The organism is Runella sp. MFBS21 (assembly GCF_029433105.1).
Lineage (GTDB): Bacteria > Bacteroidota > Bacteroidia > Cytophagales > Spirosomataceae > Runella.
Genome location: NZ_JARNTW010000007.1, coordinates 181,087 through 203,062 on the forward strand (window position 1 = coordinate 181,087; position 21,976 = coordinate 203,062).

The 21,976-nt window shown below is 41.9% G+C and carries 14 protein-coding genes and 1 riboswitch; of the genes, 7 read left to right on the plus strand and 7 right to left on the minus strand.

What is annotated here, in order from left to right:
• The first annotated feature begins 47 nt into the window (after positions 1 to 47).
• From P1X15_RS16295 to P1X15_RS16310, 4 genes are all read left to right on the plus strand, one after another.
• Complete coding sequence (locus P1X15_RS16295) at positions 48 to 863, plus strand: helix-turn-helix domain-containing protein (RefSeq protein WP_277339193.1); 816 nt, start codon at positions 48 to 50, stop codon at positions 861 to 863.
• A gap of 81 nt (positions 864 to 944) precedes the next feature.
• Positions 945 to 2,543 (plus strand): NAD(P)/FAD-dependent oxidoreductase, encoded by a 1,599-nt coding sequence (locus P1X15_RS16300; RefSeq protein WP_277339194.1) that lies wholly within the window; start codon positions 945 to 947, stop codon positions 2,541 to 2,543.
• A 272-nt stretch (positions 2,544 to 2,815) separates the two neighbouring features.
• Positions 2,816 to 3,436, plus strand: a complete 621-nt coding sequence (locus P1X15_RS16305) for a CoA pyrophosphatase (protein ID WP_277339195.1) — start codon at positions 2,816 to 2,818, stop codon at positions 3,434 to 3,436.
• 217 nt (positions 3,437 to 3,653) lie between these two features.
• Entirely contained in the window at positions 3,654 to 6,608 is a 2,955-nt protein-coding gene (locus P1X15_RS16310; protein WP_277339196.1) for a DUF2723 domain-containing protein, read from the plus strand.
• A gap of 71 nt (positions 6,609 to 6,679) precedes the next feature.
• Here the strand turns inward: P1X15_RS16310 and P1X15_RS16315 are convergent, their stop codons facing one another.
• Positions 6,680 to 7,063 (minus strand): DUF423 domain-containing protein, encoded by a 384-nt coding sequence (locus tag P1X15_RS16315; RefSeq protein ID WP_028666198.1) that lies wholly within the window; start codon positions 7,061 to 7,063, stop codon positions 6,680 to 6,682.
• Positions 7,064 to 7,341: 278 nt separating this feature from the next.
• Between P1X15_RS16315 and P1X15_RS16320 the strand changes: the two genes are divergently transcribed.
• Both P1X15_RS16320 and dnaB read left to right on the plus strand, forming a co-directional pair.
• A complete protein-coding gene (locus tag P1X15_RS16320; RefSeq protein WP_277339197.1) occupies positions 7,342 to 8,391 on the plus strand; it encodes a glycosyltransferase family 9 protein in 1,050 nt (349 codons plus the stop codon).
• A gap of 102 nt (positions 8,392 to 8,493) precedes the next feature.
• Positions 8,494 to 10,122 (plus strand): replicative DNA helicase, encoded by a 1,629-nt coding sequence (gene dnaB / locus P1X15_RS16325; RefSeq protein WP_277339198.1) that lies wholly within the window; start codon positions 8,494 to 8,496, stop codon positions 10,120 to 10,122.
• A 181-nt stretch (positions 10,123 to 10,303) separates the two neighbouring features.
• Here dnaB and P1X15_RS16330 read toward each other — a convergent pair whose 3' ends face one another.
• From P1X15_RS16330 to metX, 3 genes are all read right to left on the minus strand, one after another.
• Positions 10,304 to 11,089, minus strand: coding sequence for a DUF3108 domain-containing protein (locus tag P1X15_RS16330; protein WP_277339199.1), 786 nt, complete (start codon positions 11,087 to 11,089; stop codon positions 10,304 to 10,306).
• 144 nt (positions 11,090 to 11,233) lie between these two features.
• The gene (locus P1X15_RS16335) at positions 11,234 to 12,265 is read right to left on the minus strand and encodes an aminopeptidase (protein ID WP_277339200.1); all 1,032 of its coding nucleotides are present in this window, start codon (positions 12,263 to 12,265) and stop codon (positions 11,234 to 11,236) included.
• A 48-nt stretch (positions 12,266 to 12,313) separates the two neighbouring features.
• Positions 12,314 to 13,351: a homoserine O-acetyltransferase gene (metX, locus tag P1X15_RS16340; RefSeq protein WP_277339201.1), complete on the minus strand. Its 1,038-nt coding sequence runs from the start codon at positions 13,349 to 13,351 to the stop codon at positions 12,314 to 12,316.
• Positions 13,352 to 13,379: 28 nt separating this feature from the next.
• Positions 13,380 to 13,496, minus strand: a riboswitch (SAM riboswitch).
• A 154-nt stretch (positions 13,497 to 13,650) separates the two neighbouring features.
• Here metX and P1X15_RS16345 point away from each other — a divergent pair.
• Positions 13,651 to 13,971 (plus strand): DUF721 domain-containing protein, encoded by a 321-nt coding sequence (locus tag P1X15_RS16345; RefSeq protein WP_277339202.1) that lies wholly within the window; start codon positions 13,651 to 13,653, stop codon positions 13,969 to 13,971.
• A 62-nt stretch (positions 13,972 to 14,033) separates the two neighbouring features.
• Here the strand turns inward: P1X15_RS16345 and P1X15_RS16350 are convergent, their stop codons facing one another.
• The 3 genes from P1X15_RS16350 to P1X15_RS16360 form a co-directional block, all read right to left on the minus strand.
• Positions 14,034 to 16,646 (minus strand): glycoside hydrolase family 95 protein, encoded by a 2,613-nt coding sequence (locus P1X15_RS16350; protein WP_277339203.1) that lies wholly within the window; start codon positions 16,644 to 16,646, stop codon positions 14,034 to 14,036.
• 68 nt (positions 16,647 to 16,714) lie between these two features.
• Positions 16,715 to 18,436 carry a RagB/SusD family nutrient uptake outer membrane protein gene (locus P1X15_RS16355; protein WP_277339204.1) on the minus strand — a complete coding sequence of 574 codons (1,722 nt, stop codon included), beginning with the start codon at positions 18,434 to 18,436 and terminating at the stop codon, positions 16,715 to 16,717.
• Between the two features lie 12 nt (positions 18,437 to 18,448).
• Complete coding sequence (locus tag P1X15_RS16360) at positions 18,449 to 21,799, minus strand: TonB-dependent receptor (protein ID WP_277339205.1); 3,351 nt, start codon at positions 21,797 to 21,799, stop codon at positions 18,449 to 18,451.
• Positions 21,800 to 21,976 lie beyond the last annotated feature (177 nt).

A 21,976-nucleotide genomic window follows, 5' to 3' on the forward strand; every position in this document is an offset into this window, starting at 1 on the left:
TTTGTATGTTTTTTTATAAATAAGTACTTTCGGTAAAATTGAAATGTATGTTTTACCGAAAGTACGTCCCTGCGCTTCACTTGAGGCCGTATGTTGAATGTTTTTATGTGTGGGAGTGTAGTGAAATTCTCACCACACAGCTACCTATAGAATCCCCACCCAATGGATTTGCTTCTATGGTTTTTAATTATGGAAATCCCTACCGAGTAGTTTCACAAAAACTTAATGGAGGCATTGCTCCTAAAACCTTTCTGACTGGGCAGGCCACTAAAAGTTATCACCTTCATTTATCAGGTAAGATAGGTATGGTTGGGATTGTATTTCGGCCTGCGGGTTTATGTAGTTTATTTGGCTTGCCTATGTACGAATTTTCGGATGAGCGTATCAATCTACGGGACGTGTTGGGGAAGAATATTGATGAATTGTATGATAAAATAGAAGAAGCGGCTTCCTGCGACGAACGTATAGTATTGCTCGAACAATTTTTAAATTTTCAGTTTCTTCGTAAAATCCCTACTCCTGATGCTATAGATTATGCAGCAAATTTGATTGTGGATGAAAAAGGAATCTTCAACATTAATGAACTGATAGATGAAGTGTGTATGAGTAGGAGACAACTTGAGCGTAAATTCTTGCAAAAAGTAGGAGTAAGCCCTAAATATTATGCTCGTATTCGTCGTGTCGGCTTCTTGTGCAACGTATTGGCGCAACAAGGATGGCAGATTAAAGATTGGCAAGATTTGATTTATCAAAGTGGCTACTATGATCAATCTCACTTCATCAAAGAGTTTACGGAGTTTATGGGTAAAAATCCTTCTTTTTACGTAAAAAATAACAGTGAATTGGCGAGGTATTTGAAATAGTGCTTTATTTTTCTTCTAAAGCGGCTATTTGACTTCTATTTTGACGTATTTTTGCGCTATTAAAGGCTAAATCCCTTTCTGATGCACCAAATACTCCAACTTACTCTGCCGCCCCAAACGGCACTAGATGATGTCGCTTTGCGGCATTACATAATCCAGCACCTCCGTATCACTGATGACCACGAACTGGTGGTTCGGAAAATAAAACAGTCGATAGACGCTCGTTCTAAACAGGTAAAAGTGAGCCTTCAGGCGGAGATTTTTGTGGGAGAGCCGCCTACTCCTGTGATTTCTTATCAAAAAGATTATCCTAATGTTTCGCAAAAACCGGCAGTCGTTATAGTAGGGGCTGGCCCTGCGGGTTTGTTTGCGGCTCTACGTGCGGTGGAGTTGGGCTACAAGCCCCTTGTTTTAGAACGTGGTAAAGATGTGCGTAAACGCCGTCGTGACTTGGCGGCTATCAACAAAGACCATCTCGTAGACCCTGATTCAAATTATTGTTTTGGAGAAGGAGGCGCAGGTACTTATTCGGACGGGAAGCTTTATACACGCTCTAGCAAAAGAGGAGATGTAAGACGTATTCTTGAAATTATGGTAGCCCACGGTGCTACTGAGCAAATTTTGTATGATGCTCATCCCCATATCGGTACCAACAGACTTCCTCCGCTCATTGCAGATATGCGGGCGAGCATATTGAATGCAGGGGGAGAAATACATTTTGAAACCAGAGTTCAGGATTTTATTTTTAGTAACCAAAAAATATTGGAACCACCTTTCGAAAAAGAAATAAGAGGAGTGGTGACTTCCGACGGACGTGAGTTTATAGGGATAGGGGTAATTTTGGCAACGGGGCATTCGGCACGTGATATCTTTGAATTGTGTCAGTTGAGAGGAGTTTTGATTGAAAACAAACCTTTTGCCATAGGGGTAAGGATTGAGCACCAACAACAGCTGATAGATTCACTTCAGTACCATTGTAGTGATAGAGGTGCTTATTTGCCCGCCGCATCTTATAGCTTGGTTACCCAGACCTATCATCAAAATGTACAAAGAGGGGTGTTTTCGTTTTGTATGTGTCCGGGAGGTTTTATTGTACCTGCCGCAACCGCCCCTGGAGAGTTGGTTGTCAATGGTATGTCGCCTTCAAGGCGCGATTCTCGCTTTGCCAATTCTGGTATGGTGGTTAGTATTGAGGCCATTGATACGAAGCCATTTGCGAAATTTGGAGCTTTAGCAGGCTTAGAACTTCAGAAAAAAATTGAGCAGCGCGCAAGTATGTTGGTAAGAGGGCGTCAAACAGCACCCGCCCAACGAGTACTGGATTTTGTAAAAAAGAAAAACTCACCTGAATTATTGGAAACGTCTTATCAACCAGGGCTTCAATCAATGGATTTGCGGGAATACTTGCCTGACCACATAGCCGAACCTCTTCGTCAAGGCTTACAGGACTTTGGCAAAAAGATGCACGGGTATGTTTCAAACGAGGCACAGTTGATTGGAGTGGAGAGTCGTACGTCTTCTCCAGTCCGTATTCCTCGCGATAAGAATACTGCGGAGCATTTGACCGTCAGACGATTGTATCCGTGTGGTGAAGGAGCGGGATATGCAGGGGGGATTATGTCGGCGGCTTTGGATGGTACTTTTGTAGTGGAGCAGCTTTTGAAGCAATATCAAAGTTAGGCATATAGACGCCCCTCATTGCTGTGTGCGGAAATATGGGTAGAGTTGAGACCATGAGTTAAGGACTTTGTGATAAATAGATCTTTTTTACAAACTAAGTTTAGTGCGTCTAAAGCCTATAGGCTACAGCTAAATAACTCAAAATTTGAGTTGTTTAGCTGTATGATAATAGCAAACGTTAGATAAATTGTTGTAAAAAAAATGGTTAGTTTAGAAACTAACAGCTACTTTAGCTTCAAAGACCCTTAACAATTAGTTCATATACCAGACGGATGCTTTTTAGCGAATTTATTGATATTGTCCAAGTCCAACTCCAGAAGCCACTTCCCGGGCTAGACGCCCATCTTAAAATGGCTTCAGCGTCGAGGTTGCGCTTAAAAATGCAACCAAATGAAAAAACACGCCGCTCAGCAGTTTTGATTTTGTTTTATCCTTTCCGGCAAGAAATATACCTTCCCCTCATATTACGTCCTAAATACGACGGTGTTCATGCTGGACAGATGGCATTTCCGGGAGGGCGTTATGAGAAAACCGACGAAAATCTTATTCGTACGGCGCTTCGTGAAGCTCAAGAAGAAATAGGTATCAAAGCGGCGGATGTTAAAGTATTGGGAACTTTAACGGAGCTTTTTATTCCTCCTAGCAATTTTTTTGTTTTACCAGTCATAGGCAAATTAGCCTACAAACCTGATTTTTATCCAGACCCGCGAGAAGTAGAGGCGATAGTTGAGGTGTCGCTAGAGGAGTTGAAGGATGAAAGTATCATTGGAGCGACGCAGCTGGAAGTCCGTGGAGTGACGGTCGATGCTCCTTTTTATGATATTCAAGGTCACAAAGTATGGGGTGCTACTGCCATGATGATAAGCGAATTGCTGACAGTTCTTCGAAATTAAAATCTGTTTTAACAACTTTTAAGAGCTTTCTTCCTTACCCTTTAGGTCGAATTTGCTATTTTTGGCACGCCTTTGGTTACGTTGGATTGTTGAATATAGATTGTAGCCAATGTTTTAGTGACAGCATTGGGGCATTTTCACTTCTGTCGTTTGCAATTTTATATTTCACAATTTAGGAACAACACCAACCCAAAATCGAAAATATATCATCTCTAAAATGTCAAAATTCAATCGAATTAACAACATCACCGGCTGGCTCGTATTTGCAGTAGCGCTGGTAACTTATGTGCTTACTGTGGAGCGTACCGCTAGTTTTTGGGACTGTGGCGAATTTATCGCCTGCGCTTACAAACTACAAGTGCCCCACCCACCTGGTGCTCCTTTATTTCTTTTGATAGGTCGGATGTTTTCGTTGCTCTCCTTTGGAGATGTGACCAAAGTGGCCTATTGGATTAATATGGTTTCGGTAGTATCAAGTGCTTTTACTATCTTGTTTCTATTCTGGACAATCTCCCTTTTAGCCCGCAAAGTCATTGGTAAAAAAGACGATGAACTTACGCAAGGAGAGACTTTTGCGGTATTAGGTGCTGGTATGGTAGGTGCTTTGGCATATACTTTCTCTGATTCTTTTTGGTTTTCGGCAGTTGAAGCAGAAGTATATGGACTTTCGTCGTTTTTTACTGCCATTGTGATTTGGGCGGTATTCAAATGGGAGCGCATCGAAGACGAAGCAGCCGCCAATCGTTGGCTTATTTTTACTTTCTATTTGGTAGGGCTTTCGATAGGTGTTCACTTGCTCAATCTTGTGACGATACCTGCTTTGGCACTGGTTTATTATTTCAAAAAATACAAACAACCTACACTTTGGGGCGGGGTTGCTGCTTTCTTGGGAGGATTGGTAGTATTAGTAATTATCAATTCGGGGGTAATTGTATGGCTCCCTTCCATGGCTGGTAAGTTTGAAATCTTTTTTGTAAATACTTTAGGTGCGCCCTATTCGATGGGTATTTTATTTTTCCTAGTTTTATTTATTGGGGCGCTAGTATGGGGAATCATATATACTGCTAAAAAAGAAAAAGTACTGTGGAACACGGCACTTTTGGCTTTTGCTTTTGTAGTGATAGGTTATTCTTCTTATTTCTTAGTATTGGTGCGTTCAAACTTCAATCCTCCTATCAACGAAAATGACCCTAGTGATGTCATTAGCTATGTGTCTTACCTCAAACGGGAGCAATATGGTAGTCGTCCGTTGTTGTTTGGGCCTGTGTTTACGGCACGTCCTGTAAGTTCAGAAAAAGGAGAGCCGATGTATCGCAAAGCCAATGGGCGTTATGTGATTGCAGATTATCGCCCTGAGTATGTCTACGAGAAAAACCAACAAATGCTATTTCCACGGGTGCACAGCAATCAGATGAATCACCCTCAGTTGTACCGTGAAAAACTAGGTTTAGCAGAAGGACAAAAACCCTCTATGGGCGATAACCTTTCGTTTTTCTTTTCTCATCAATTAGGCCATATGTATTGGCGCTATTTCTTGTGGAATTTTGTGGGCCGTGAAAGTGATGAAGAAGGTGCAGGCGGTTTGCGCCCTTGGGAGACTTCTGCTGGGTTGCCTGCCCCAATGGCCAACAATCCCGGACGTGACAATTATTATATGATTCCATTTTTATTGGGTCTTTTGGGTATACTTGGTCAAGCTTTCCGTCGTAAAAATGATTTACTCGTTACGGGGTTACTGTTTATGATGATGGGTATAGCGCTGGTAGTTTACCTCAACTCCCCTCCTGTAGAGCCTCGTGAGCGAGATTATATTTATGTAGGTTCGTTTTACATCTTTGCTTTCTGGATTGGATTAGGAGTAGTATTTATCTATGATTTCTTATCAAAGGTCCTTCCTTCGGCTAGTACGCGTGCAGGTTTGGCTACAGTACTTGGTTTGGCGGCGCCTATCCTGATGGGAGCCAAAGGGTGGGACAATCACGATAGAAGTAATCGATATCACTCGGTTGATTTTGCCAAAAACCTCTTAAATTCTTGTGCTCCAAACGCCATTTTGTTTACGGGTGGAGATAACGACACCTTCCCTTTATGGTATGTGCAGGAGGTAGAAGGCTTCCGTACAGATGTACGAGTATGTAACTTAAGTTTATTAGGAACGGATTGGTACATTGGCCAGATGAAACGTAAAACATATGAGTCTGATCCACTGCCAATTTCGTTGGATTATGCAAATTTTGCCGCTGGCAAAAATGACATTGTACCTTTTTATGAAATGCCTGCTGTAAAAAATGGTATTAATCTTAAAGAGTATATTGCATTGGTAAAACAAAACAATGCCGCGATTCAAGTCCCACTTACCAGCGGCGAAATGACCAGTATTTTGCCTTCTTCGGTGCTAGTATTGGGGATTAACTCAGATGAAGTGAAGAAAATGAAAATTCTTAAACCTGAGCTAGCTTCGTTTGTAAAAGATACTATGCAGTGGACCATGGGTAAGCGTGACCTTTATAAGTCAGATTTAATCATGCTTGATATGATTGCAACTAATGACTGGAAACGCCCGATTTACTTCTCAGGAACCCTTACCAACGACAATTACTTGAACCTGAAAGAGTTTATGCAGCTCGAAGGTTATGCGTATCGATTGCTTCCTGTACGTGTACCAGGTGCTACAGATGGCTATGTCAATACGGATGTAATGGCTAACAACCTCATGAAGAAAACCTTCTGGCGCGAGTTGGATAATCCAAATACATACTACGATGGTACTTACAAAGGCTCGCCTGCGTTTTCGGCTCGTATTGCTTTTATGAGACTGGTGGATCAGCTCATTCGGGAAGGTAAAAATGACAAAGCCAAAGAAGCCTTGAATTTTATATTGGCAAAAATGCCTGATAAGACTATCCCTTATGACCAGATATCGGCAAACTATGTCAATTATCTTTTCATTTTGGGAGAAAACAAAAAAGCGATTGAGATTGCGACGGTGATGGGCGCACGTGCCGAAGAAATGTTGAAATACAATGTTCAGCATCATGTAAATAATGATACTAACATTCAGCTTTATATCTTGCAAACTATCGCCAATGCGTGTAGGGAAGGTAAGCAAGAAGCAATGGCGAAAAAATACGAAACACTTCTACAGCAGTATATGACTGTGTTGGGGGGATAGTCTTTCAGAAAGAAAAATAAAAAAGGGTAGTGAGATTCTCTCGCTACCCTTTTTTTTATGCACAGCTAAATTTATGATTTCGTAGCCCCCAAGAAAAGCAATAGCCAGCCTACAATCATCAATGTACCTCCGATAGGAGCCACTGCTCCAAACGCTTTGATACCCGTAAAACAAATGGTATATAAAGCACCCGAAAAAATAATAACACCTCCGAGCGTGGCATAGCCGGCCCAATTGTACCACTTGGCTGCGGACACAGAAGCATTTTGCAGTAAAATGCTAATCAGAATCAAAGCTAAGGCGTGATAAAATTGATACTTGACGGCGGTTTCGAAAGTGTCAAATCGTCCTGAAGCTTCGAGTGAAGGCTTGAGCGCATGAGCACCAAAAGCACCAAGAGCGACTCCTAATAATCCTAAAATAGCGCCTGCTTGAAGAAAAAGTTTATTTGTCATGGTTATGATTGCTTGGTTAAAAACCTTAGAAAAACTCAAAAATAGGCACTTTCGTCCATACCGTATTAGCCTGAGGTTAGAATAATTTGAGATAGGAAATCATACCTTTAAAAAAGTAACAACAATAATAAAGAGAGATTAGCATGCCCAAAAAAGGTTTTTAACCTAATTTTGTAAGATTGAAAGTGTCGAAATAAGATAAATGAGGGAAATTCATTTTTCTTTTTTGTCGATTCATTCTAACAAACTTACCAAAACTTAGATTTACCCGTTTTAAGATGAGTATTGCTGCGACCATTGCACTTTGGAAACATCGTTATCGGAAATATTCATACATAGCCAAAGAATGTTTAGGGGCGGTGGGGGAGATAATCCGTTTTTTATTACTTAAAATCTCATTTTTTGGAAAACGTAAGCTGATAGCCATCATCCGCACCGAACATTTTGGTGATATTGTAGCGGCTGAGCCGCTTGCTAGACAAATAAGAGAGATTCATCCCAACGACTATGTAGTGTGGATGGTAAAACCCGTATTTAAAGAACTTGTAACGCACCACCCCGCAGTGGATGAGGCTTGGGCGCAGCCTTCTGTTTTAAGGAGATTGCTGGTATGTAAGTCGGGGGTTTTTGATAAGATTTATAACCTCGAATTTTGGCAAAGTAACTTCGATTTGGTCAGTGGGCAAGTGCACAAAAATGAAGTTGCGGCTCAAAAAGATATCACGGTTTTTAATTACTTTGAAAAGGGTAATTTGCTCACTATTTTTCAGTTGTGTGCTGATTTGCCAATCCGAGATGATGCTCCTCAGCTCCTAATTTCGAAGGCTGATGAAGCAAAAATAAAATCCCTGAGACTCCCTCCCAACCTAGTAGTGATTCATTGTAGCTCTAACTATCCCGCCAAAGACTGGTCGGTGGAGAACTGGCAAAAACTGGTAGATTGGTTGATTGACGAAAAAGGATACTATGTAGCCCAAATAGGTCTTAAGGCCATAAACATCATCGAAAACCCTAAGTACCTAGATTTATGTGGGAAGTTTACGATTCTACAAACCGCCGAAATTATTAAGCATGCTGCTTATTTTATTGGGATTGATAGTGGGCCGGCACATTTAGCGAATGCGGTAGGGACGTTTGGAATATTGCTTTTTGGTAAGCTCAACAATTTTGACCATTATATGCCCTATTCTGGAACGTATCAGAATGGAAAGAATGCTATTATTATTTCAGAGATAAATAAAACTTGTGCTGAACTTGACTATCAAATAGTACAGACGCAGCTCGAAACATTAATGACCGGAAGTCAGGAAAAAACGCTTAGTATGTAGTATATTTGTTATCAGGTAGTTATCTGCCGTGGTTGATTTTTGTTGTATAAGACACTTTCAGAATCCTAAAAATAGGCGTATCATTGTGGTTGATTTTAACACATGGAAAACGACAAATCCCATAATTTTTTAAGAAAGAATCTTCCTGGAGGTTCGGCTCGCCCCAATTCTAGCAATCGTTGGCTAGAAAATGGAGGAGCTTCTATGGGAAAACTCCCCCCTCAAGCGATTGATTTGGAAGAGGCAGTTTTGGGGGCATTGATGATTGAAAAAGATGCACTCAACTCAGTTATCGATATTTTGAAGGCTGAGAGTTTTTATAAAGAATCGCATCAGCGAATATATAATGCTATCATTACGCTTTTTACCAATTCAGAACCCATAGACTTGCTGACCGTCACCAATCAGCTACGGCAGTTGGGTGAGCTAGAAATGGTAGGTGGAGCGCAGTACGTCACTACCCTGACCACTAAAATCAACTCGGCAGCTAACATCGAATATCACGCACGCGTAGTGGCGCAGTCGGCCATGAAGCGTGAAATGATTTCGGTAGCTTCCAAAATCTTGCAAGATGCTTTTGAAGATACTACTGATGTCTTTACACTTTTAGATACGGTAGAACAGTCCCTCTTTAAAATTTCTGAATCTAATATCCGTAAAAACTATGCGGATATGAGCGCTATCATGACGGAAGCTTTGAGAGAATTGGAGCGCCGGCGTGAACAAAAAGATGGCTTAACAGGAGTACCTTCTGGATTTACCCAACTCGACCGCCTTACTTCAGGATGGCAACCTACCGAACTTATCATTTTGGCGGCTCGGCCTGCAATGGGAAAAACGGCCTTTGTCGTTTCTTCTTTGCGCAATGCTGCCGTTGATTTTGGTATGCCGGTGGCAATATTTTCGCTAGAGATGTCGGCGGTGCAGCTCGTAAATAGGATGATTTCGGCGGAAGCCGAATTGGATAGTGAGAAGCTTAAAAAAGGAAACCTTGCCCCTCATGAATGGACGCAGCTTCATCAGCGGATCGACCGCTTGATGCGAGCACCTATTTATATTGATGATACGCCAGCTTTATCAATTTTGGAGCTGAGAGCTAAGTGCCGTCGTCTAAAACAACAACACGACATTCAGATGATTGTGATTGATTACTTGCAGCTGATGCAAGGTGACGGTGGTAAAGGTGGAGGAAACCGCGAGCAAGAAATTGCCTCGATTTCGAGAGCCCTCAAAAATCTCGCAAAAGAACTGAATGTACCCGTTATTGCCCTTTCTCAGCTAAGTCGTGCGGTAGAAACTCGTGGTGGTGACAAGCGTCCTCAACTTTCAGATTTGAGGGAGTCGGGCTCCATTGAGCAAGATGCTGATATGGTGGCGTTTTTGTATCGCCCTGAATACTATGGCTTTACACAAGATGATGCTGGGAATTCAGTGCAGGGCGTGGGCGAAGTGATTATTGCTAAAAACCGAAGCGGCTCGCTAGATACGATTCAATTGAGGTTTATTGGAAAATATACCAAATTTGCGGATTTGGACGGGTATTATTCTCCAAACCCTTCTACTACACCTAGTGGCGCAAACGCAGCTACCTTTGGAAATGATGCCAAAATGCCTCCCTCTTCTTCTTTTGACACTTCTCCGCCCGTAGGAGGCACATTCAAAAGTAAAGCTAACGACTTAGGAGGTATGAATTTCCCGCCGCCTAATCCTTCTGAAGAGCCACCTTTTTAAGAACTATTTGTTCTGAATGTTTTGTGCAAATGATTTGTTTTATAATAGCAAGTCATTTAGGGTCAACTATCATCGCATTAGAACCATGTGTCTCAACCTCAAAACATTTAACGAATCATTTAGAGAATGGGCTGCTAAGGATGAAGATTCGCAATTTTGGTGGGCTGTTTCTTTACAAGAATCAGTACCAATCGAAGGTGTTGCGGACTCCTCTGAAAGACTTCACTTCCATCACCAAAGCACCCACCCAGAGGTCAACCTCCACCTTAATGGGGACTTTGTTGGCGTCGTCGGAGACCCAAATACGGATTGAGTTTTCGCCCTTGAAAAGCTGATTGTTGGGCATAATGGGCGTTAGTTTAATCGCTTTTATTTTGCCAAACTTCGTTTTTACATTGTCTTTTCCTCGGTATTTGACTTTCAGTTTATAAACTTCATTCTCAAAAAAAGTAGGCACATCAATTACATCATTGGGCTGTAATTTATTAAAATCTACGGTACGGAGATAAAAATACCCACTGATAGCATCTTGAATATGATCTGGAACATCAAACTTCTTGGTGCCATTTTCGTCAGTGACGGTGGCGTCGTCGGTGGCATGATTAAAAATCGTCGTTTCTACTTTTCGGTAGTTGTTTTCTCGTATATTCCGATAAAACTTTTGGGATACAATCGCCGAGGTATCCATCCATGATTGCCATTCGTCTCTCACTTTGGCAAACCAACTAAATGCCCCTAAAGTGGTACCAACAATATTGATTTTATAACACGGACGCCCATTCACGTACTGTATTTGTGGACTTACATCCACTACTGCATCAGCCGCATTGAAAATACCGTAATGAACACGATACTCAAAATGCTCTCCTATACCAAAGCTCGTCTGTGGAACACGCCGGTAAGAGTCTTTGGTGTGAAAGGCTGACAATAACAATACTATGAAGACGATGGCAAAACGTCGTAGCATACTTACTTTTTATTTGTTGTCAAGGCAGTGATTTCGTAATATATACGATTTGTATTCAATATTCTGATGCTTTTAACTTGGCGAAAGTTCTGTTTTTACTTTTAAAAATACAAGAAAAAACGGTCAGAAGTTCAAATAACTCCCTCAAAATGAGGTAGGATACTTTGCTTTTAAATGAGAAAGATATTTTCGAAAGTCTCCTTTAAACTGCGTTTGAAATTCTTTTTGAAACTGATTTTGTTGGGAATGATACGTTAAATATCCTATGAAAAACGCATTGTTGGGAAGTTTCTTGCCACGCCACGGGTATTTTTTGCCAATTACTCCTCCCAACAAAGTATCCGAACTGATGACTATGTGCTTGATAGTAGCCATTTTGAGGGTATCTTTTTGGGTGGTGGTCAATGAAGAAGGAAAGTTTTTGTACAGACTATCAAGTTGATGGGCTCCTCTTACGATATGCTGGCTTAGGGCGTCGTTATATTGTTTCCTGAATTCATACTTTTCAAGTTGCGGAGAGTCTTTGCCGTACTTCGCTGTTAGAAATCGTATAGCACCATAATCTCCTACAAAACTTGCCAAATTCTCGTTGAGTTCGAGGTTGTCTTTCACAAATAGCGTACCGTGGGTCATTTCGTGGATGATAAGATTGGCTAAGCTCCCTTCTCCACGATACAGCATAGAAGATAAAATAGGATCTTTGAAAAAACCCAGCGTACTCCATGCCGATACTTCATTGATTTGGGTGTCAAATCCTTGGTCGATAAATGCTTTTTCTTCGGCTTGGGCGCGAGCATTATCAAAAAAACCTTTGTAGGCAAAGGTTCCGATGACGGGAAAACGCCATTCTTTAGGTTTCATTTGAAATCTTTCACAAGCGGTAAGTACCCACAAAATAGGCTTGCCTTTTTGGTCATAAAATGTGGTATAACTTTCTGAAGAATCTAGCCCTAGAGAGTCGACCGCAAATTTTTTAATTTCACCGATGAGTTGGAGACGTTGTTTGAGAGAGTCGGGTAGGGTAGGGTCTTGGAGTACTTCCGTGACAGGTTTTGTATTCCACAAAATCTGAATTTGTCCTTTGGCTTGCATATATCCATAGCTGACCAAGTCGCGGTAAAAAATACCAACAGCAATCAGCATTAATAGAATACCTAACAAGATTTTTCGGACCATATCGGCTGCTAAGTTTCAGAAAAAAGTGTGGCACTTTGCGTCCCTTTTTTATTTAGCTACTTGAACATTTTGTTTCGTTTCCCAAGAGGTTAGAATTTGCTTCAATTGCTTGTATTCAATCAAAAAACCGTCATGCCCATAAAGCGAATCAATCTCTTGATATTCGGCATCAGGGATGTGTTTAGCCAAAAACTTTTGTTCGCTAGGTTGGAATAAAATATCTGAGCTAATCCCAATGACAAGCGTATGGGCTTTGATTTGGGATAAAGCATGTACTACGCTAGGACGGTTGCGGCCTACATTGTGTAAATCCATCATTCTCGATAGGCTCCAATACGAGAAAGCATTGAAACGATTGGCAAGCTTATCACCTTGGTATTGTTGGTAGGTAGCAGCCCGAAAATTTTCAGTTTGCTCGTTGCTATCTCTGGCTTGGGTAAAATCGTACGTATCGTAGTTGCGATAGGAAAGCAACGCAATAGAACGAGCGACTTTCATACCTTCTATACCCGCATCTGGGCGTGCTTCTTTCCAAGTAGGGTCGGCTTTGATAGCCATCCTTTGGGATTCGTTGAAAGCAATGCCCCAAGGTGAGTGCAGTGCATTGGTGGCAATCAGTACAAGATTTTTGATTAAGTCGGGTTTGATAATTGCCCATTCGAGGGCTTGTTGTCCGCCCAACGACCCCCCCACAAGTGTATGAATTTGAGTGATTTCCAGTTCTTCCCGAAGTAGTTCAAAGGCGGCGATATTGTCACGTATCGAAACCTCAGGAAAAGCCTGAAAATAAGGAGTGCCGGTTTGAGGGTTGATACTCAAGGCATTGGTAGAGCCATAATGTGACCCGATGACATTGGCACAGATGATAAACCAATCTTTAGGATCATAATGAAGTCCAGGTCCCACCAGACCATCCCACCAATCGATGGGGTCGGAGCTGCCCGTGAGAGCATGACAAATCCAGAGTACATTGCTGCTATCGGCATTGCGAGTGCCGTGCGTCGTATAGGCCAATTGAAAGCCTGCCAATTCGCCGCCTAACTCCAAGGAGAAAGTATAGGGGTATTTGAAAATAGAGAATGCCAACTTAGAAAAATCTTAACATGAGTGTTTGGATTCATATTCCCTAGTCATTTATAGCTAGGTAGGAATTAGCACCTTATTTTGTGTATGATAAAACAGGTTGCCAGAGGTTCGCGGAGCCTATTCTCTCCCCTCTTCTTTATAAATCAATCGCTGTGCGAATGAGAAGCAACTGACTTGATAATGCAATATTACGGCGCAATGAGCTTAATCCAAAATTATTTCTAAAAAAGTCTATCGGCTAGTCTATGCTTAGGGGGATATTTGTAAATTTGTAAAGTTAATACTTTGCCCTGTTGGTTATGATTTATAGATTCAAAAAAGAAAATGCTGCTCGCCGCCCTGGAGTAACTACCGTCGGCGAAGCGATCAATAAAATGCTTGAAAGTTATCGTCTCCGTTCGCAATTTGACGAATCGGCGGTGAAGGTATATTGGGAAAAATTGGTGGGAAAAGAAATATCGACCCGTACCAGCGAAATATATGTAAAAGACAAAGTCCTCTTTTTGCGTCTTACTTCGGCTCCTTTGGCCAACGAACTTGTCATTGCTAAACGCAAACTTATCGATTCACTCAATCGGGAGTTTGGCTATGAACTTATCACTGATATCGTATTTATCTGAGATTTTACTCTAAAATAGAAATAACGAATTAGGCGAGGCTTCATGAAACCTCGCCTAATTCGTTATAAATGTATGGTGTAGCTTTTTCCTACTTCGGTTTTGAACTCTTGCACGATGCCATCTACCGCAAGTATAGGTGCTTGTGACGACGCATTGACAATGAGCGGTTTTCCGGGATTAATAAAGTTGAACAGGGTATTGGGGTTGGAAGTCTTGTCCACAACAGTTGCTGGAACTGAGACTATCGCCTTGCTTGAAGTTCGGATTCGACAATTACCTCCTAGAGTAGAAGTGATTTTGGCCGTTTTGAGCAGTCCCTTTTCCCATTCCAAATCTATGATAAATCCTCCTCGTGCTTTCAGCCCCGTTATTTTACCTGTGTTCCAAACTTTCGGTAATGCGGGCAGTAAATGTATTTCGCCTGCATGGCTTTGTACGAGCATTTCGGCGATGCCAGCGGTGGCACCGAAGTTTCCGTCAATTTGGAAAGGAGGACACGAATCAAAAAGGTTGGGATAGGTGCTGCCATTGAAATTTTGACGGTCATTTTCTTTGATAAGGGTCAATAAGTTAGAGAGAAGGGTATAGGCTTTGTCTCCATTATAAAGCCGTGCTTGTACATTGAGTTTCCAGCCCATCGACCAGCCAGTAGCCTTATCGCCGCGCCGCTCCATGGTACGACTCACCGCAGCGGCTAGTTCGGGCGTAGTGATAGGATTGATTTGATTGCTTGGATGGAAAGCATAAAGGTGTGAGATATGCCGGTGTTCTTTTTCGCTATCTTCAAAATCTACCGACCACTCTTGTAGATGGCCGTATTCGCCGATTTGATAAGGAAGGAGGCGCTTTAGTTTGTCGGCTATTTCGAGGGCGAGAGGGTCTTGAATATTTAGGATTTTAGTGGCTTCGAGATAGCGCTCAAACGACTCTCGTATGATAGCCATATCCATTGTGGGGCCTTGACTAAAGGTCGCAATTTTGTCGCCGTCGTATTTGAAGTTGTGCTCGGGTGAATGCCCCATCGGAGTTACCAAATACCCTTGGGCATTGGGTACTAGCCAATCTTTGTAAAAAAGGACAGCACCTTTCAAGAGGGGAAAAGTTTCGTTGCGTAAAAACTGAACATTGCCCGTAAAAAGATAATGTTCCCACAAATGACTCACAAACCAGCCTGTGGCCATCGGCCAAAATGAACAATTGCAAATGTCAATCGGCTCAGCATGACGCCAAATATCCATATTGTGATGCCCTACCCATCCTTCATTGCCATACATAGTTCGGGCAGTTTTGCTGCCGTTGATAGAGAGTTCTTTGATAGCTCTAAAAAAAGGCTCCTGACATTCGGAAAGATTGGTAAGCTCGGCAGGCCAATAATTCATCTGGGCGTTGATATTGGTTGTATAGGCACCATTCCAAGGTGGAATGATTTGGTCGTTCCAGATACCTTGCAAATTGAGTGGCTGCCCCCCCGGACGAGAGCCGGCTATCATCAGGTACCTTCCAAACTGAAAATGCAAAGCTGCCAAAGAAGGGTCTTGGCCATTTTTAAAGAGCAGAATACGTTGGTCAGTAGTAAGGGCTGACTGTGCCGTGGGTTTTTCAAGTTGAATTTTAACTCGATTGAATAAGCGCTGATAATCAGCGAGATGTGTTTGTTTTAAGATTGTAAAACTTTTGCTTGTCGCTTTGTTTAAATAGCCATTTGCTAATTTGGAAGCATCGAGACCTTCTGTAGCGGGGCTTTTGTCGAAGCCATTATAACTAGAGGCTGCACTCAATACTATCACCACTTCAGTAGCATTTGAAATTTGGATATGCTCTTTTTCAAAGGTGATTTTTCCGTCACATTTAAGAATTTTTAATCGGGTATCAAAGCTCATTCCTAAGCCATTGGCGTCTGCTCCGTACAAGATGCGGTCGGCATTGGGATAGGGGGCGTTATCTTTATCAAAGATTTCGGGATATTTATATTGGTCGCCTTCTTTTTGGATTTGGGGTAAAGTACGCCTAACGACAAAACCAGGTACTTTACCATTCATAATCAACTGTTGAGAGGCTGTTTTGAAGGTAGTAGTAGGAGTGTGAGGCGTCGAAAAATACACTTTCCCATTTATTTTTTCGGGACCTTGCGCGTTCAATTTCATCACAAGAGCATGGTCAGGATAGCTCATGAAATATTCACGCGTAAAGCGCGTCCCCTTGTATTGGTACTCCACGAAGGTAGTAGCTGTGGCCAGATCAAGCGAGCGTTTGTAGGCAGTTGCGGGGGCTTTATGGTCAAAATCTATCCACAAATCTCCCATTGGCTGATAGCTCTGGTGATTGCGGCCAAGCCATTCTTTATGAATCAAATTTTGAGCTTCGAGATAAAGCCCTTTTTTTAGCAGTGAATCTACCGTTCTGAAGTATTTGCGGACGTTGATGCTTTTAAAAGTACCTTTAGGGTCTCCTGAGTAGAGCGTTGATTCGTTGAGTTGGAGATGCTCCTGAGTGGTTCCCCCAAATACCATCGCGCCCATATAACTATTGCCTAAAGGTAAAGCTTCCGTCCAAACTTCGGCGGGTTTGTCGTACCAGAGCTTATCGTCTTGGGAGGAGATAGAAATGGCGCTGTTTTGTTGGGCAAATAGAGGAGTGCCTATACAAAATATAAGTAAAAATAAAACTTGCTTCATGATAAAAAAAAGTATGAGGAATAGAAAAACCCCCTGAGAAAACATTGTTCCTCAGGGGCAAAATGGTGTTAGTTATAGCCAGGGTTTTGTTCGATTTTACCATTTACATTCCGTTCTATTTCCGAATACGGAATCGGCCAGAGGTTATGATATTCCTCAATGGACAGGCCTGATTTCTCATTATATTTTTTGGTACGTTCAAAAAGTTTTCCCATGCGGGTGAGTGTCACCATGCGTAGTTCTTCACCGTACAATTCTCGCAGACGTTCGTCCAGTAAAAAATCAAGGGTAGCCTCGCTTGCCGAAATAAGAGAAGTCTTAGCTCTTGCTCTAATCACATTGATATCGGCTGCTGCGGCGGCATTATCGCCTTTTAAAATATTGGCTTCGGCTCTTAGGAGGTAAGTTTCGGCCAACCGCATCAGGTATTGATCTCTAAACATATCTTGACTAGCATTGAGCAAGAGTTTGCCACCAAATGGAGAAACGAGAGGATTGCCCGAAGCATCTTTGCTGACGACTTGATCCGGGAAATCGCCTTCCGACATTGTCACTTTTTTCAAAATTGGAAACCAGTTACGGATAGTGTCGCCAAAATTAACCACCTTGGCTTTGTATCCGTCTTTGACATACCACTTTCCATAATCTGGAGAAGTAGGTGCGACACCATCGATTTGAAAATCTCTGATGATATTGTATTCAGAATTACGAATATCGTTTTTACTGTTTTGCCAAATAGTATACAAAAAGTGAGAGGTGGGGCGCATCCAGCCTACTCCTCTGCCGGCTAGCTTGTCGTTGAATGCTTTGATAGCAGATACGCTTTGTTCGACTCCATTTACTTTGGAGCGGATAGTGAGGCTTCCCATATTAGGAATCAATGCCCATTGAATCACGTCTCTTTGGGTAGATGCTGGATTTAAGTAATCAGACTGTATGACATACAGTCCTTCTCGGTTTCCACTACTACGATTGAAGTTGTTGGCTTCAAAAAGATCACGATACACGTCTCCTGGGCGATTGACATGGCGGCCAAAGCGATCAGTCATGAGTTTTACGCCTGAATAATTGATTACTTGGGTGGCGGTATTGATGGCCTCATTGTACTGTTTTAAAGAAATGTAAATTTCAGTCAAAAGGTGCTGGGTGGCTTGTTTGTTGACCGCTCCGTCTTTTACTTGGTCTACATTTCCTAAACTGGCAATGGCTTCTTCCAAATCAGTTTTGCATTGGGCATACACTGCCTCTCGGGTGGCTCTGACGTAGTCGCGGCGAGGAACTTTGATTTCTTCGATTACCAAAGGTACACCTCCAAAAAGATTAGCTAGTATTTTGTAAGACCATGCTCTAAAAAATAAAGCTTGTGCTCTAAAGGACTTCTTTTCTGTATCCGATAGTTTGCTAGAAGCGGGAGCGCGGTCTATGACGACGTTGGCATTAGAAATGATGACGTAGAGAGCCTCCCAAATAAACTGCGGAACGTTGAAAGTAGGAACCATGGTGTTTTTATAATCATTGAGCTTTACGGCTGGATTATAATCGGTAGCATTGACTGCAAAATCCGTAGCATAGCGAAATGCAAAGTTGGCATCTAAGTTGATACCCCCAAAGAGCGTAAATCTCAATCGATTGTGAAGATAATTGATTGCCGCTTCAAATTGTGGTCGGTTTTCTAGTGAGTTGCCTGGGGTATAAAAATCCAATGGCTCTTCTTCGAGAAATGTTTTCTCATTACAAGAAATCGTGCTTCCTAGAAGCAAGATGCATATATAAAAAGCTATTTTTTTCATGAGTAAAGTATTTTAAAATTCAATGTTTAGACCTACAGTGTAGCTTCTAAGAAGAGGATAGGCTGATACGTCAAGCCCAGAGCCAGTCTCAGGATCCCAGCCATCCCAATCACTAAGAGTTACTAAGTTTTTGCCATTTAAGAATAACTTAGCTCTATTGAGTTTTACCTTTTGAAGCCATCCTCTAGGTACTGAATAGGAGAGGGTTACGTCTTGCAATCTTACAAAACTACGCTGGACATAAGGTGAGAATGTCTCGCCCAAAGCCACGGTATAATATCCGATTTGGCGGTAACGTGCATTGGGGTTTTCGGGAGTCCAATAGTCAAACTTAAACAAATTGGAACCATAAATATTATCTGGATTGGCAAGAGAAGAGCCGGGTTGTCCATAATAATAGTTTTTCCCACCTTGAATTGAATTTATGAAGAACTTGAATTCCCAATCTTTGTACTTGAGAGTATTGAGAAAACTAAAACGATACGAAGGGTCGGTGTAGCCTAGGATTTTGCGGTCGGCGGCGGCGGTATAGGCTTTATCTCCGTTGATGTCTTCAACTTTGTAAGTGCCATACGTAAACCCACTCGGAATAAGCCCTGCTTCTCTATCAGCTAGTTGCCACATACCTATGATATTGAAATCATAAGCCACTCCGTAAGGATGATTGATGAAGATTTTGGAAGAAATTAAATCATCTTCTTTGCCGTCTTTGTTGTTGTCAAGCCCCAAAATACTCACTACTTTGTTGCGATTGCGGGCAAAATTGAACGTTACATCCCACCGAAAATCCTTTTTCTGCACAGGTACTCCTGTGAGGGTGATTTCTTGACCATTGTTTTTTAATTTCCCAATATTAGTCGGGGTAGAAGTAAAACCATTGAGGGAAGGGATATTGATATTAAATAGCAAGTCGTGAGTATTGGAATTGTAATATTCAAAACTTCCTGAGAGGCGATTTTTAAACAAAGAAAAATCGGCGCCAATGTTGAAAGAACGAGTAGATTCCCATTTAAGGTCGCTGTTGGCAAGGCTAGTCATATTTTGGCCAATCTGAGCAGCGGCACCATCTCCATACAAATAGCCGTTGGCTACTGAAGAGCCAATTTTGGCTAAGGTTTGATAACGATCTATGGTTCTATTTCCATTGACTCCATAAGATACCCGAAGTTTGAGTTCGTCAAGTACCCTGATGTTGTCTTTCATAAAACGTTCTTCGCTTAGCCACCATGCAAAAGCTGCTGAGGGAAAGACTCCAAATTTGTTGTTGGGACCAAATCCAGAGAAACCGTCTTTCCGAACAGTGGCTGTGAGGATATAGTTGTTTTTGTAAGTATAGCTCAACCTTAGCATTTGGTAGAGGCTAGACTCTTTCCAGGCGCTAGAAGTAGTAGTTTGCAAACCTGCCTGACCCGCATCTAGTTTGTTATAACCCAGGATATTGTTGGCAAATTGGATAGCAGTAGCGGTAGTGTTCTCAAAATTACGTTTCTCGATACCATACACAAAGGTTCCGTTCAGCGCATGGTCTCCAAAGGTATTTTGATAAGAGACGATATTGTCGAGGGTCATTAAATGTTGGGACGAATTGAGCTTCGACGCTTCTCCCGTGAAGTTTTGGGCGTATGAATTGAAATTATAGGTTTTACCCTCAATTAGGTTTTGTGAATAATTGAGGCGATAACTAAGCCCTTTGATAAAAGGGATATTGATATCGGCATAAATCAACCCAAATAAATTGTTGCGTTTATCGAGGTTGTCTTGATCCATTTGTAAGAAAGGATTTAATATACCCCGATAAGGTTGGAGAATATATCCCCCGTTGGCGTCTAAGTAAGGTATTTGGGGAGGAAGCTGAATGACATTTCCTACCGAAGGAGATACATTGGAGTAGTTGCTAATTCCCATAAAAGATTGTATCCCTACTTTCATCCAATTCGTAACTTTGGTGTCAAGATTGATACGAAAATTGTAGCGTTTGTAGCTATCATTGATGACTATATTGTCTTGGTTGGTATAGCCTAATGAGAAAAAGTACGAGCTCAAGTCGCTTTTGCCACTGATACTTACGTTATGGTTTTTGATAGAGGGGTTTTTGTTGGTCAGCAAATTCCACCAATTGGTCTCTACTCCATTTTGATACCCTGTCAAAATATCAGGGCCAAAAAATTTGCTGGTAGGATCCCAATTGGGATTCATGGTAAGCATGTCGGTGCCAGTGCGGCTCTCGTTCAGAAAGCGGTCGCCAATACGACGGATAAACCCAGCACCATCTTCAGGCAGCATGGCTTTGTTTGAAACTTGCTGAATCGAATATGAAGTACTATATTCAATGGTCGGTTTTTTCTGGTTTTTGCCAGTTTTGGAAGTAATCAAAATCACGCCATTGCTTGCTTGCGAACCGTAAATGGCCGCCGCACTAGCATCTTTGAGTACATCGATAGAAGCAATATCGTTGGGATTGATATCTACCAAATTGCCTCGGTAAATGATTCCGTCCAAAACGATAAGGGGAGAAGTGCCGCCAGAAATGGAGTTTCGTCCTCTGATAGAGATAGAAGGGTCGCTACCTGCTTGAGTCACAGCACCGACGTTGAGGCCAGGGACGGCGCCTTGGAGTGATTGTAAAATACTGACATTGGGTGATTCGCTAAAAGACTCAATATTGGCTCTCACTACGGCACCTGTCACGTCTCGTTTTTTGGCCGTTCCGTATCCTACCACTACTACTTCTTGCAGGGCTTTTTCGTCGGCTTTGAAGGTGATGTTTAATACCGTGCGATTGCCTACTTCTATTTCCTGTGTTAGGTACCCTACGTACGAAAATACCAAGATGGCATTGCCATCTGGCACCGAAATGCTGTAGTCGCCAGAGGGGTTTGTGACAGTTCCTTTGGTAGTACCCTTTTGGACAATACTCACGCCGGGCAACCCTTCTCCTTTATCGTCGGTTACTTTTCCCTTAATGGTAATATCTATGTATTTGACTGCTTCAATACTCGGTACCGTGATTGACTCTTCTAGACGTTTGGATTGATTTTTACTCTTTACGTAGATGAGTACCATTTTGTCGTTGACTTGCCTAAACGAAAGTCTGGTATTTTTGAGAGCAGTGGTCAATATCTCTTGTACATTATGAACACCTTTGTAAATGGTAATGTCTCTGATAGCTTCCACTTCTTCGACAGGCAATACGAACGAAAGTTGCGTTTTTTTCTCAATATCTTTCAATACTTGAGAAAGGCTCGCTTTTTGCGCTTCAAACTGAATGATTCTATCCGTCAGCTTTTGTCCTTTACTATCAAATGCCAGGAGCATTTGCATCGTACACAACAGGAGTGCTAAATTGATTAAACTTACCTGCATGACAAATCGAAGGGTTTTTCGTTTTTTTTCAGAGCATAGAGTATTTGTCTCTATCCTGAATTTGGATAAAAATAAATGCATAACTTTGTTTGTTTTTAATAGTTGTTTGGACTACTTAATGACACAGGTCATCTGACTCCTACCTCAGATGGCCTTTTTTGTAGAAAAACGATACTA

Coding starts and splice junctions, on each gene's coding strand:
- P1X15_RS16330 (WP_277339199.1), bottom strand. CDS start 11,089: ATGCTACGACGTTTTGCCATCGTCTTCATAGTATTGTTATTGTCAGCC.
- P1X15_RS16320 (WP_277339197.1), top strand. CDS start 7,342: ATGAGTATTGCTGCGACCATTGCACTTTGGAAACATCGTTATCGGAAA.
- P1X15_RS16315 (WP_028666198.1), bottom strand. CDS start 7,063: ATGACAAATAAACTTTTTCTTCAAGCAGGCGCTATTTTAGGATTATTA.
- P1X15_RS16355 (WP_277339204.1), bottom strand. CDS start 18,436: ATGAAAAAAATAGCTTTTTATATATGCATCTTGCTTCTAGGAAGCACG.
- P1X15_RS16350 (WP_277339203.1), bottom strand. CDS start 16,646: ATGAAGCAAGTTTTATTTTTACTTATATTTTGTATAGGCACTCCTCTA.
- P1X15_RS16360 (WP_277339205.1), bottom strand. CDS start 21,799: ATGCAGGTAAGTTTAATCAATTTAGCACTCCTGTTGTGTACGATGCAA.
- P1X15_RS16300 (WP_277339194.1), top strand. CDS start 945: ATGCACCAAATACTCCAACTTACTCTGCCGCCCCAAACGGCACTAGAT.
- P1X15_RS16295 (WP_277339193.1), top strand. CDS start 48: ATGTTTTACCGAAAGTACGTCCCTGCGCTTCACTTGAGGCCGTATGTT.
- P1X15_RS16305 (WP_277339195.1), top strand. CDS start 2,816: ATGCTTTTTAGCGAATTTATTGATATTGTCCAAGTCCAACTCCAGAAG.
- P1X15_RS16310 (WP_277339196.1), top strand. CDS start 3,654: ATGTCAAAATTCAATCGAATTAACAACATCACCGGCTGGCTCGTATTT.
- dnaB (WP_277339198.1), top strand. CDS start 8,494: ATGGAAAACGACAAATCCCATAATTTTTTAAGAAAGAATCTTCCTGGA.
- P1X15_RS16335 (WP_277339200.1), bottom strand. CDS start 12,265: ATGGTCCGAAAAATCTTGTTAGGTATTCTATTAATGCTGATTGCTGTT.
- P1X15_RS16345 (WP_277339202.1), top strand. CDS start 13,651: ATGATTTATAGATTCAAAAAAGAAAATGCTGCTCGCCGCCCTGGAGTA.